This window comes from Ruegeria sp. R8_1 (assembly GCF_017743815.1).
Taxonomy (GTDB): domain Bacteria; phylum Pseudomonadota; class Alphaproteobacteria; order Rhodobacterales; family Rhodobacteraceae; genus Ruegeria; species Ruegeria lacuscaerulensis_A.
In genome coordinates, this window is record NZ_JAGHRL010000004.1 from 128,070 (window position 1) to 140,665 (window position 12,596).

9 protein-coding genes are annotated in these 12,596 nt (G+C 60.9%); 3 read left to right on the forward strand and 6 right to left on the reverse strand.

The genetic code is table 11. The features are described from left to right. Window positions 1-256: 256 nt before the first annotated feature. From J7380_RS10935 to J7380_RS10950, 4 genes are read right to left on the reverse strand one after another with little or no spacing between them, the layout of a single operon-like run. A complete protein-coding gene (locus J7380_RS10935; protein WP_209195775.1) occupies window positions 257-2,299 on the reverse strand; it encodes a hypothetical protein in 2,043 nt (680 codons plus the stop codon). Beyond that, window positions 2,296-5,058 carry a DUF4159 domain-containing protein gene (locus tag J7380_RS10940; RefSeq protein ID WP_209195776.1) on the reverse strand — a complete coding sequence of 921 codons (2,763 nt, stop codon included), beginning with the start codon at window positions 5,056-5,058 and terminating at the stop codon, window positions 2,296-2,298. Before J7380_RS10940 ends, J7380_RS10935 begins: the two co-directional genes overlap by 4 nt. Next, the gene (locus tag J7380_RS10945) at window positions 5,055-5,930 is read right to left on the reverse strand and encodes a DUF58 domain-containing protein (RefSeq protein WP_209195777.1); all 876 of its coding nucleotides are present in this window, start codon (window positions 5,928-5,930) and stop codon (window positions 5,055-5,057) included. The genes J7380_RS10940 and J7380_RS10945 overlap by 4 nt, the downstream gene beginning before the upstream one ends. Next, the gene (locus J7380_RS10950) at window positions 5,927-6,934 is read right to left on the reverse strand and encodes a MoxR family ATPase (protein ID WP_209195778.1); all 1,008 of its coding nucleotides are present in this window, start codon (window positions 6,932-6,934) and stop codon (window positions 5,927-5,929) included. Before J7380_RS10950 ends, J7380_RS10945 begins: the two co-directional genes overlap by 4 nt. 64 nt (window positions 6,935-6,998) lie before the next feature. Between J7380_RS10950 and J7380_RS10955 the strand changes: the two genes are divergently transcribed. Then, window positions 6,999-7,577, forward strand: a complete 579-nt coding sequence (locus J7380_RS10955; protein ID WP_209195779.1) for a DUF1285 domain-containing protein — start codon at window positions 6,999-7,001, stop codon at window positions 7,575-7,577. On the opposite strand, the gene J7380_RS10960 is transcribed toward J7380_RS10955, so the two are convergent. Then, a complete protein-coding gene (locus J7380_RS10960; protein WP_247742510.1) occupies window positions 7,574-8,512 on the reverse strand; it encodes a DMT family transporter in 939 nt (312 codons plus the stop codon). The two genes, J7380_RS10955 and J7380_RS10960, sit on opposite strands and share 4 nt — an antisense overlap. Window positions 8,513-8,685: 173 nt before the next feature. On the opposite strand from J7380_RS10960, the gene J7380_RS10965 reads away from it, so the two are divergent. After that, window positions 8,686-9,441 (forward strand): TIM barrel protein, encoded by a 756-nt coding sequence (locus tag J7380_RS10965; protein ID WP_209195781.1) that lies wholly within the window; start codon window positions 8,686-8,688, stop codon window positions 9,439-9,441. A 62-nt stretch (window positions 9,442-9,503) separates the two neighbouring features. Continuing rightward, a complete protein-coding gene (locus tag J7380_RS10970) occupies window positions 9,504-9,734 on the forward strand; it encodes a DUF2798 domain-containing protein (RefSeq protein ID WP_170356052.1) in 231 nt (76 codons plus the stop codon). A gap of 44 nt (window positions 9,735-9,778) precedes the next feature. On the opposite strand, the gene polA is transcribed toward J7380_RS10970, so the two are convergent. Beyond that, window positions 9,779-12,574 (reverse strand): DNA polymerase I, encoded by a 2,796-nt coding sequence (gene polA / locus J7380_RS10975; RefSeq protein WP_209195782.1) that lies wholly within the window; start codon window positions 12,572-12,574, stop codon window positions 9,779-9,781. Window positions 12,575-12,596: the final 22 nt, after the last annotated feature.

Consider the following 12,596-nt stretch of genomic DNA (forward strand, 5'->3'; position numbering starts at 1 on the left):
CGGCAGAGCGTGAAGAAGTGTTTAAGCCGTCACCTGAGCAACTGGTGGCGGATCACAGATTGGATGAAACCTAAGGCGCTTCATGCCGCGCACAGAACCGTCGGCCCTGTCACTCGACGCTGTCAGAATGCGTAACAGACGGCCAGATCGGTTTGCCTAAGATGCATGCCAAATACTCTGACCACTCTGTTGCCAGCGGGCGGAACGACGCTCGGCGCTCTGACTAAACGGGGCCTTGTCGTCAGAGACTTAGGGATCAACGCCGCCCTTCGCGCATCCATCCACCAATCAGGAAACCGCCCGCCAGCAGCAAAACCAACCATGGCGGCAACAATCCGGCCTGCGTCACATCCCGCGTTTCATAAGCGTTGCGCGGCGTCAGGCCAATCCAACCACGACCCGAGGCGGGTCGACCGACCCTCACATTGCGGATTGACGGCATCCCATCCTCGATCCGGATGGTGCCACCGCGCAGTCCCGCCAGAATAGGGTCCAGCACCTCCGAGGTCGCAATCGTGCGCTCGAACTCTTTTGGCGCGGCGGGACCAAGGCCGATCACCGCCGAGTACTCACCCTCCTGCAAACGGTAAAGACCAATCTCGGGCCCGTAATACTGCGCTTCGAATCGACCGGGCGAGACCTCGTCCAATGTCACCTCAAGCGTTTCGCCATTGGGGAGCGTGACGGTCACTGGGCCGACCTCATCCTCAAGGGTTTGGCGAATAATGCGCATAATCTGACCGTTGGCTTCGGCCCACAGCGCCTCTTCTTCAAGCTCGGGCTCTTTCATCATCCAATGGGCCAGACGGCGCAGCAGTTCCAACTGAGGCCCGCCGCCTTCGAAACCGCGACTCCACAGCCAGGCGTGATCCGAGGCCAACATCGCGACGCGACCCTCGCCCACCCGGTCCAGCACCAGCAAAGGGCGGTCGTCCACGCCCGTCATCAGCATCTCACCCCGGCGCTGGTTCACGTCAATCTGCCGCAGCCATGCGCCCCAGTTTTCAGGATCACCCAGATCGGTCGTTACCGGATGGCGCTGACCCAGATCCGTCACCATGGGGACAAAGCGTTCTTCGATCACCCGCGCGGTTGGCTGCGCCGGAAGGATTGAGGCCAAAGGCGACCGGAAAATACTGTCGGCACTGGCAAAATCCGGCCCCGCCGCGATCAGAACAGCACCACCGTCGTTAATGTAGTTGCTGACATTGTCCAGATAGATGGCGGGCAGGATGCCGCGTCGTTTATAGCGATCAAAGATGATCAGGTCGAAATCGTTGATCTTCTCCAGAAACAACTCACGCGTGGGGAAGGCGATCAGCGAAAGCTCATCCACCGGCACGCCGTCCTGTTTCTCGGGTGGGCGCAGGATGGTGAAATGCACCAGATCGACCGAGCTGTCGGATTTCAGCAGGTTCCGCCATGTCCGCCCGCCGGGATGCGGCTCGCCCGAGACGAGCAGCACACGCAGGCGATCGCGCACGCCGTTCATTTGGATAAGGGCGGTGTTGTTGCGATCGGTCAGCTCACCTTCGGCCTGCGGCACCGTGAATTGCAGCACGTTGCGCCCGCCATGAGGCAGCGTGATGGGCAACTCGACATCGACACCGATGGGAATGGTAAACTGCTCTGCCTCGGCGCCATCGACCGAGATTTCTAGCGGGGCGGTTGCCGCACCCGCCGGAGCGGCACCGCTGTCTTCGACCCGCAATGTCAGGGTGACGGGCTCGCCGATAATGGCAAAGGCCGGAGCGTTACGAACGATCAGACGACGATCCCAATCATCGGCGCGCCCCGTCTGCAAAAGGTGCATTGGCGCAGGAAGGTCCGGCGCTTGCTCTGCATCGTGGATGATACCATCCGAAACGACCAGAATGCCCGCAATTCTGGCGCGGGGTTCTTCGGCCAGCGCTTCGTTCAACGCAGCCATGACCTGGGTGCCCTCGTCGCCCTCGCCGTCGCCAACTTTGATACGACGCAGTTCGGTATTGTCGCGGGACTCGATCTCGGCGGCCAGATCATCGGCGGTTTGGACCGTTTGTTCAGCCCGGTCCGACAAAGTCTGGCTGGCGCTTTCGTCTTCGATCATCAATACGATGTCGGTCAGCGGAGCGCGATCTTCGACCTGATAAACGGGCCCAGTCAATGCCGCGACCACCACCAGCGCCGCCAAACCACGCAACGCCCAGCCCGACAGGCCACGCCACAGGGCCAACGCCACACCCGCTGCGGCAATGGCAGCCACAACAGCCAGAACCGTCCACGGGATCAACGGGTCAAAAAGTACGGTTCCGGTCATTGTCCCAACCTGTCCAGCAGCGCAGGTACATGTACCTGATCCGATTTGTAGTTTCCGGTCAGCACATGCATCACCAGATTGACCCCGAAGCGGTTGGCCAGCTCACGCTGACGTTCCCCGGCATAGCCGCGTCCAACGGGCAAAAGCGCCTGACCATTTCGATCCACGGCCCATGCTCCGGCCCAGTCATTGCCGCCGATCACCACAGGCGTCACATTGTCGTTGAGGTTCCTGAACGGCATACCGTCGATCTGCTCAGCATCCAGCGGTGCAGACTCGACCCAAACATCCGTGCCTGCATACCGACCGGGAAAATCCTGCAGCAGATAGAAGGTCCGCGTCAGCACATGGTCACGGGGAATAGGTTCGAGCGATGGGATATTCAGCGGTCCTGCCAGTTGCTGCAATTTGCGGCCATTGGGACTGGCGGCGCCGAACCGCGCCACATCTGAATCGCGCGTGTCAAACAGGATCATCCCGCCCGACCGCAAATAGGCGTTCAGCTTGGAATACGCCTCGGCCGAGGGTTGCGGTTGATCCGGAGTGATCGGCCAGTAGAGCAACGGGAAAAAGGCTAGCTCATCACGTTCCAGATCCACTCCGATTGGGTCGGCCGGTTCGACCGATGTGCGGTAGAACAGCGTCTGCGCCAGCCCGCGCATGCCCGCGCCTGCGATATCGTCAACCTCTGCGTTGCCCGTCAACACATGCGCCAGCACCAGCTCGGTCGTGGCATTCAAGGCAAACTCGGTATCTTCGGGCGTCTGCGCCTGCGCGTTGGGGGCAATCAGCACAGCGCCCAGCGCCACGGCCGCAGCGCGCGCCAATCCCAGACGTCCTGACAGCGCAAGTGACGCTATAACATCCAACGTCAGCAGCAAAAGCGCGAGGCTCAGGAGGATACCGCCGATCGGGGTCTCGGTACTGATCTCTTGCCCCTTGATCGGCACATCTGCTGGCCAGGAAATAGGGGTCAGAGCCGTATCCTCGGTCAGAACGTTCAGCGCCAGCTTTTGTTTACCACTTTCATACAGCCCCGGACGCAGGTCCGGGCCGATCTGGCCCGAGACAAGATCGACACCGTCCACGCCAGACAGGTTGCCCGCATCCGTAAGGGCACCAAAGCCGTCCATTACCTGAATCGGCTCCCACGTGGTGCCCTGCAACTGTGACTCTTGCCGTGACTTGGCCGCCGACGCGACCGCCAGACGGTCCAGCATTTCGACGAACAGACCCGACAGCGGCAGACTGGACCATTCCGCATCTGCAGTCACATGAAACAGCACCACCTGACCCAGACCCAAAGCCTTGCGTGTCACCAGCGGTGTGCCATCTGAAAGCGAGGCAATCACCCGATCCGCCAGATTAGGGTCGGGTTGGGCCATTACTTGCGTGGTCACCGAAACGTCCGACGGCACCTCGAGCCCGTAAAAGGGCGATTCTTCCGGGAACGGAGCCAGCCCCTTGGCCTCGCCCCAGCTCATCGCACCTCCGACCGAGCGGCCCCCGCTGCGCAGGCGCACCGGCAGCAAAGCATCCTCGGCGTCGCGACCCAGATCGCTGGCGGCCATACGTGGCCCGGCAAAGCGCAACAGTAACCCGCCCTGTTCAACCCATTCTACCACGGCCTCTTGCTCACCCGCAGACAGTTTCGCCACATCGGCAAGCACGATCACGTCCGGGTTGGCGGGCAAAACGTCCAGCAAACCACCCTCGACGAAATCTGCAGTTGGGATCAGCACCTGCGTCAGGTAGTGCAGCGGTGACAGCAGCTCGAGCCCTTCGCGGTTCAAGGTGCCGGCGATCAGGGCAACTTCGCGTCGCCGCAGGCTGTCATCGGTCAGTGTCAAAGCGCCGGCCGAGCGTTGGCCCTGGATTTCGAACCGCGTGATGCGGGCGCGCAACTCGGACGGTAAGGAAAGATCGACCTGGGCCTGTGTTTCACCGCTGTCGAACGTCATATCCACCGACTGCAGAACACGCATCGCACCGGCTGGATCGCGGCCCTGTGCCAGAACAGTGATTTCCTCAGCCGGTCCGGCCTCAGACCGTTGGGCGGTCAGTTGTATAAGCCCGTCCTGATAGGAGGCCGGCAGGATCGCAAACACAGGCGAGGCAGACTGATACACCGTCACTTCGCCCCGCCGCTGCAACTCTGCAAGGATCGCGTCAAACCCGTCATAGTCCAATCGGTCGCTGAACCAATGCGTATCGAACCCGCCATCCAGCTGGTTCAACGCAGCAGCGGTTTGTTCTATCTGGATCTCGGTTGGCTGCCACGGAGCGGGCGTCAGACCGGGCAACCTGCCGCGCCAGTCTTCGGCAGACTGGAACACCGGCATCTCGGGTTGGGTCAGGCTCAGGATTGCAACGGTCCGCCCAGCGCGCCCAGCCTCAGCCAGTTGCGCATCGATCTGGTCCAGCGTCGACGACCACTGCGTGGCCCCGGCCCAACTGGCATCCAGCACCAACATCAACGGTCCTGACCCGGCTTGATCACGCGAGGGGTTCAGAACCGGACCTGCAAGCCCGATGATGATCGCCGCCGCTGCCAACATTCGCAGTAAAAGCAGCCACCAAGGCGTGCGGTCCGAGACGCTCTCTTCATCCTTCAACCCCAGCAACAACGTCACCGCCGGGAACAACCGCCGGATCGGCGCGGGCGGCACGGCGCGCAGGATCAGCCAAAGGATCGGCAGGGTCAGCAGACCCAGCAACACCCATGGCGCGGTAAAACCGATGCCTGCCAAAATCGTCATACAGACCCCCGATCCAACGCACGATAGAGCCACAACAGAGCCGCCTGCGCGCTGTCACCCGTGTGATGCAGCCCAAGCTGCCAACCGGTCGCGCGACACAACTGCGTCAGCGCGTCCTTACGTTTGGCAAGCCGATCCAGATAACGGTCGCGCAGCTCTCCGGCTTTCAATGTCTCGTGGCGGGTCGTGCCGCCGACGCTTTCGAATATGGTCCGACCGCGATAGGGAAAGCTTTCCTCGGTCGGGTCCAGAACCTGCAACAGAACCCCGCGCACGCCCCGGTCAGCGGCCTTGGTCAGGGCCAGTTCGACCTCGTCCATGGGCCCCAGAAAATCGGAAATGAACACGGCCCGCGCATGCGGGATCATGGCGCGGTGCTCGGGCGGGGCATAATCGGCCTCGGCATCCTCGGACCAGGCTTGCGCCAGCCGCACGATCTGCGCGTTGCCGCGCCGGGGCGGCAGGGTGGTGCCGGTCAGGCCCACGCGTTCTCCGCCTCGCACCAGCAGAATGGCCGTGGCCAGGCCCAGCAAGCGCGCCCGGTCGGCTTTAGTCGGATGGTTCTTGTCCGACGCGAACCGCATCGAGGCGCCCTGATCGACCCACAGCATCACCGATTGCGCGATCTGCCATTCGCGTTCGCGTACAAACTGCTGATCTCCGCGCGCCGAGCGGCGATGGTCGATCATCCGACGACTGTCCCCGATCTGGGCCGGGCGGTACTGCCAGAAATCATCACCCAGACCCGACCGCCTGCGCCCGTGATCGCCCAGCAGAACCGTTCCGGCCAGATGTTCGGCCCGCGCCAACAGGGGCGGCAGCCGGGACGCCTCGGCTTCGGATCTTTCACGAAGGGTCAGCGCGGCATTCACGCCGCAGCCTCGGTGCGGATCAAGCCGGCAGCAGTGCTTTCGATCAGGTCAGCCAGATTGTCGCCACGCGCCCGCGCCGCGAAGTTCAGCGCCATCCGGTGGCTGAGCACAGGGCGGGCCATATCCAAGACATCCTCGGCATTCGGGGCCAGCCGCCCTTGCAGCATCGCCCGCGCCCGCACTGTCATCATCAAGGCTTGCGCCGCACGCGGACCGGGCCCCCATGCGACGGTTTCAGCCACACGTTCGGACACGCCCGCCTCATCCGGGCGGAAGGCACGAACTAGATCGAGGATCAGCTCAACCACCGAATCTCCGACGGGCATGCGCCGCAGCAGCACCTGCGCGGCCAACAATTCCTCTTTGGTGAAAATCTCATGTGCGTCATCTTCTTCGATGCCCGTGGTGGCCAGCAGAATATCACGCTCGGTCTGACGATCAGGGTATTCCACGTCGATCTGCACAAGGAAACGGTCCAACTGTGCCTCGGGCAACGGATAGGTGCCTTCCTGCTCAATCGGGTTCTGCGTCGCCAACACGTGAAAGGGCGTCCCCAGCGAGCGATCCTCGCCCGCCACTGTCACCGTACGTTCCTGCATCGCTTGCAGCAGCGCCGATTGCGTTCGGGGGCTGGCGCGGTTGATCTCATCCGCCATCAGCAGCTGGCAAAAGATCGGACCAGAAATGAACCGGAAATGGCGGCTGCCATCTTCGGCGGTATCCAGAACCTCGGATCCCAGAATATCGGCAGGCATCAGGTCCGGTGTGAACTGGATGCGGTTGCCGTGCAGGCCCATCACGGTCGACAAAGTTTCGACCAGACGTGTCTTGCCCAGACCGGGCAGACCGATCAGCAACGCATGCCCGCCGCACAGCAGCGCGGTCAGGGTCAGGTCCACGACCCTTTCCTGTCCGATAAAGCGACGGGTGATCGAGGACTTGGCCTCTTGCAGTTTCGATTCCAGCGCTTCGATCTCGGACACGAGGTCGGCAGGTTCGGTCATGACTTTCCCTTCCGTGGACTATTATAAGCAGAGTGTATCGCGCTGAGAGGAAATGGCAAAAGCAATGAGCGGACAAAAACCTGTGACCCCGTCGCCTGATGGCATTGAAGCATCAGTCAAAGCCGCCAAAACGCGGGGTTTGCCGCCGGTTCACCTTTGGAATCCTCCGTTTTGTGGCGATCTGGACATTCATGTCGCCAAAGATGGCTCTTGGTCTTATCTAGGGTCGCCGATCAACCGGTTCGAGCTTGTGAAGCTGTTTTCGTCAATTCTTAAGAAAGAAGACGGGAAATATTACCTCGTCACCCCAATCGAGAAGGTGGGAATCACTGTCGAGGACGTACCTTTCGTAGCCGTCGATTTCGAGGTCGAGGGCAGCGGCGAGTCGCAAAAGCTGACATTCACCACGCATGTGGGCGACACGGCAGTCGCAGGTGCGGACCATCCGCTCCGGATTGTCATTGATGCCGAAACAGAGGAGCCTGCCCCCTATATATTGGTACGCGCAAACCTTGAGGCGCGGATCGACCGCAAAAGTTTTTACCGGCTGGTCGACATCGCCGAGCACAGCGGCGATTGGTTCGGTGTCTGGTCCGGCGGGCAGTTTTTCCCTCTGATCCGCTCGGATGATCTGCCGGATTAAACCACCTGCGCCCGACGCTCTTGTGCCACGATCACGGCCACTGCCACGATCCCCGCGCCCAGCGCGCGGGTCCAGTTCCACTCCTCGCCCAGCACCAGCATGATCAGCATCACGTAAAATGGCGCGATGTTAATGTGGAATGAGGCCAACGCCACGCCGATCTTGCCCACGGATGCGATGAAAAACACCTGACTCAACCCCATGGAGATCAGCGCATAAATCACCAGCATCCCCGCCTGCTGCATGTCGAGTGCAGTGGTAGGCATCACCTCCATCCCCATCTGCGCGGCACCGGCGAACAACACTGCAGCGGTTCCCAGCCCCCCGACAAAGGTGATGGTGCTGCGCCCTGTCTGGCTGAGATCGGGGAAATCACGCGCCGTTGCCATGCTGGCCCAGCAGAACAGGCCCGTGGACGCAATGGCGCAAATCGCTCCCAAGCCCAGCTGCGCCGGGGCCACCGCGCTGGTGGCAATTAAACCACCGACAATCGACACGATCACGCCCAACGCAAAATTCCACCGCAGCCGCCGTGCGCCCGTCGCCACTTCTAACACCGTTGCGAACAAGGGCGCGCAGGATGCGATGATCGCCACGGTCACGGGATCGGTCAGCTTCTGCGCTAGGATGATCAGGAACATGCCCCCACCCAAGGCAGCACCGACAAACATCGCGTGACCCCAACGCGCTCGCAGCACACGGGTCGGGCCGTCAAACAGCACCCAGATCGGCACCATAACCAGCACCGCCAACGCCAGCCGCGCCACCAGCAAGGCGACCGGAGGCCAGCTTTGCAGCAGCACCTCAGCCGCCGGAAACCCAGCCGCCCACGTCAACATACTGGCGACCGCCAAGCCATTGCCCGATAAGGCAGAACTGCGCCCGGCAGACACAGAGAGGGCGTTCCCGCGCACGGGGTCAGGGCTCATCGCCATGGTGTCAGACCTTCTGTTGGATCGGCGACCGGAAATGATTCGCCGCATTGTCCCGAATGTCCCTGATCTGCGCCGGGTGTTCTGGCCGATTTTCGACAATCTGTCGTTTTCAGGCCCTTTCACCGCCAAACCCGGCCCGCTAAGGTCCGGCCACCATCAACCCGGACCCGATCATGCCGAAATTTGCCGCCAATATCTCATTGCTGTTCGCCGAACTGCCCTATCTCGACCGGTTCCAAGCAGCGGCTGAGGCCGGGTTCAAAGCCGTCGAAATCCTGTTCCCCTATGAACTGGCCGCCAAGGAAACCCGCCGCGCCCTACTGGCTAACGGGCTTGAACTTGTGCTGATCAACGCACCACCTCCCAACTATACCGGCGGGCAGCCGGGCTATGCGGCCGTGCCTGGCGGCGAGGGGCGATTTCGGTCCGATATTCGCCGGGTGATGCGCTATGCGGACGTGCTGAAACCGGGGCTGATCCACATCATGTCCGGCTATGCTTCGGGCCCTGATGCGCTTGAATCGTTTGTGCGCAATCTGCAATGGGCTGCCGACTATGCGCCGAACCAAAAGTTCACGATCGAGCCGCTGAACCCTGTCTCGCAACCGGATTACTTCCTGAACGACTACGCGCTTGCCGCCGAGGTTCTGACCCAGGTAGACCGCCCCAATATCGGCCTGCAATACGACAGCTTTCACGCGCATATGATTCATGGCGACGCGCTGGAAATCTGGAACCGCTATCGACCACATGTTGTACATGCTCAGATCGGTGCCGCACCGAACCGGGCTGAACCGGGCAAAGGCCCAACGGACTTCGCGGCCCTGTTCGCGGCCATGGACCAACATGGGTACACAGGTTGGGTCAGTGCCGAATACACCCCGTCCACGCAAAATTCCGCAGACAGTCTTGGTTGGATGACCCCATAACTCTGGATTCTTGACAAAAAATCCAGCAAATGAAGAACGTCTCGACTTCGAAAGCGCCCTCAATGATACCAGCCCGTTTCGCCCACGCCCTTTTCGGTCTGATCATGTCAGGACTGATGTCCTGTATCGTTACAGGTATCGCAACCGTCAAAGCAGTTGGTTTTGGCCCTACCACCCTGGGTGACTGGTTCGGGTCCTGGGCCTTTTGTTGGCCCATCGCATTTCTTGTTATTCTAAGCCTTGGACCTTTCGTCAAACGTATGGTCGAAGGTTGGGTCAAGACGCAGGATTGACCCGCTGCAAAGAGGGCCCGCCGGGCCTGATGAGCAGCGCGCCCTTAATGCGCCTCGGCCCAGTTGGCACCCTGCCCGGCATCGACGCTCAACTTGACATCCAGTTTAACAGCGGGATCCGATGCTCCCTCCATCACGTCGCGCGCCACACCGATCACCTGATCCACCGCATCCTCGGCCACTTCGAACAGCAATTCGTCATGCACCTGTAGCAGCATCTTGGCAGGCAGCCCGTTGATCGCCTCCGGCATCCGCACCATCGCCCGTCTGATCACATCTGCCGCCGTCCCCTGAATCGGTGCGTTGATCGCCGCCCGGCGCGAGAACCCGGCATGCGGCCCCTTAGCATTGATCTCGGGCGTGTGGATTTTGCGGCCAAACAGCGTCTGCACATAGCCATGCTCTTTGGCAAAGGCGACCGTGTCGTCCATATAGGCTCTGATACCAGGGAACCGCTCAAAATACCGGTCGATGAAACCCTGAGCCTCGGCGCGTGGAATACGCAGGTTGCGCGCCAGACCAAAGCCTGAAATCCCGTAAATCACACCAAAGTTGATCGCCTTGGCCTGACGGCGAATATCGGGCGTCATCTCGTCCAACGGCACGTCAAACATCTCGGAGGCGGTCATGGCGTGAATGTCCAGCCCATCCGCGAATGCCTGTTTCAGGGTCGAAATATCGGCGATATGGGCCAGAATCCGCAGTTCGATCTGGCTATAGTCGAGGCTGACCATCACATTGCCCGGCTCGGCAATAAACGCCTCACGGATGCGGCGGCCTTCTTCGGTGCGCACCGGGATATTCTGCAAGTTTGGATCGGTCGAGGCCAGACGCCCCGTGTTGGCCCCCGTGATCGAATAAGATGTATGCACCCGGCCCGTATCGGGGTTGATATGGGTCTGCAGCGCATCCGTATAGGTCGATTTCAGCTTGGAAAGCTGCCGCCAGTCCAGCACGCGGCGGGGCAGTTCATGCTCGGTGGCGAGGTCTTCAAGAATGTCCGCCCCGGTCGAATACTTCCCGGTCTTGCCCTTCTTACCGCCCTCAAGCCCCATCTTGTCGAACAGAATCTCACCCAACTGCGCGGGTGAGCCGACATTGAAGTTCTCACCAGCCAATTCGTGAATTTCAGCCTCTAACCCGGCCATTTTCTGCGCAAAGGCGTTAGACATGCGGGACAGCACATCGCGATCCACCTTGATGCCATGCATCTCCATCTCTTTGAGAACCGGCACCAGCGGGCGTTCGAGCGTCTCATAAACCGTCGTCACCTGCACCTGATGCAGTTGCGGTTTGAACAGCTTCCACAGGCGCAGGGTGATATCCGCGTCCTCAGCGGCGTAAGCCGTCGCCTCGTCAATCGGCACCTTGTCGAAAGTGATGGCCGATTTGCCGGAGCCCAGCAGCGGTTTGATCGGAATCGGCGTGTGATTCAGGTAGCGCTCGGACAGCGTATCCATCCCATGCCCGTGCTCACCGCCATGCATCGCATAAGACATCAGCATCGTGTCGTCGATCGGCGCCACCTCCACGCCATAGCGCGCGAAAATCTTGGCATCGTATTTCATGTTTTGGCCAATCTTCAGGATCGAGGCGTCCTGAAGCATCGGTTTCAGCAAGGTTAGAGCCTCATCCAGCGGCATCTGCCCCTCGGCCAGTGCATCAGACCCGAACAGATCATCGGCGGCCCCATCGCGGTGGGTCAGCGGGATGTAGCAGGCCTCACCCGCCGTGACACACAGGGAAATGCCCACCAGATCGGCGATCATTTCGTTCAATCCGGTCGTCTCGGTGTCGACGGCCACCCAGCCCGTTTCATAAGCCCGGTCGATCCACGCCTGCAGCGCCGCAGCGTCGCGCACACATTCGTATTTCGAGGCGTCAAACGGGATATCCTCAGCCTCGGTCACCACCTCGGGCGCAGGCGCATCAGCAATCACCGGGGCCTCGGCCCCCAGCTTGTCGGCAATGCGTTTGGTGAGGGTGCGGAACTCCATATCCGCAAGGAACCCCAGCAAGGTTTCAGGATCGGGGTCCTGCACCTCAAGATCATCCAGCGTGAAATCCAGCGGCGTGTTTTCGTCCAGTTGCACCAGTTTTTTCGACAACTCGATCTGGTCGCGCTTTTCGATCAGGGTCTGGCGGCGCTTGGGCTGTTTGATCTCCTCCGCGCGGTCCAGCAGGGTTTCCAGATCGCCATATTCGTTGATCAGCAGGGCCGCTGTCTTGACCCCGATCCCCGGCGCACCCGGCACGTTATCTACGCTGTCGCCTGCCAGCGCCTGCACATCAACCACGCGTTCAGGCCCGACACCGAACTTCTCGAACACGCCATCCTTGTCGATGCGTTTGTTCTTCATCGCATCCAGCATTTCCACGCCGCCGCCTACAAGCTGCATCAAATCCTTGTCGGAACTGACAATCGTCACCCGTCCGCCCGCATCGCGCGCCTGAACGGCCAGCGTAGCGATGATGTCATCGGCCTCATAGCCCTCCAACTCTTTGCAGGCGATGTTGAAGGCGCGGGTCGCCTCGCGGGTCAGTGGCATCTGCGGACGCAGATCCTCGGGCATGGCCTCGCGGTTGGCCTTGTACAGATCATAGAGGTCGTTGCGGAACGTGTGTGACCCCTTGTCGAAGATCACCGCAACATGGGTCGGCGCATCGGGGCCGGCGTTCCCTTCGACATATTTCTGCAGCATGTTGCAGAAGCCCGATACAGCCCCGATCGGCAGGCCATCAGATTTGCGCGTCAGCGGGGGCAGCGCATGATAGGCCCTGAAAATAAAGGCCGATCCGTCGATCAGATGCAGGTGACATCCTTTTCCGAAATTGCTCATGCGCGCTCTCCCTGTCGGTCAG

Excerpts from the sequence above, each read along its gene's own strand:
- J7380_RS10935 (WP_209195775.1), bottom strand. The coding sequence starts at position 2,299 with ATGACCGGAACCGTACTTTTTGACCCGTTGATCCCGTGGACGGTTCTG.
- J7380_RS10940 (WP_209195776.1), bottom strand. The coding sequence starts at position 5,058 with ATGACGATTTTGGCAGGCATCGGTTTTACCGCGCCATGGGTGTTGCTG.
- J7380_RS10950 (WP_209195778.1), bottom strand. The coding sequence starts at position 6,934 with ATGACCGAACCTGCCGACCTCGTGTCCGAGATCGAAGCGCTGGAATCG.
- J7380_RS10955 (WP_209195779.1), top strand. The coding sequence starts at position 6,999 with ATGAGCGGACAAAAACCTGTGACCCCGTCGCCTGATGGCATTGAAGCA.
- J7380_RS10960 (WP_247742510.1), bottom strand. The coding sequence starts at position 8,512 with ATGGCGATGAGCCCTGACCCCGTGCGCGGGAACGCCCTCTCTGTGTCT.
- J7380_RS10965 (WP_209195781.1), top strand. The coding sequence starts at position 8,686 with ATGCCGAAATTTGCCGCCAATATCTCATTGCTGTTCGCCGAACTGCCC.
- J7380_RS10970 (WP_170356052.1), top strand. The coding sequence starts at position 9,504 with ATGATACCAGCCCGTTTCGCCCACGCCCTTTTCGGTCTGATCATGTCA.
- polA (WP_209195782.1), bottom strand. The coding sequence starts at position 12,574 with ATGAGCAATTTCGGAAAAGGATGTCACCTGCATCTGATCGACGGATCG.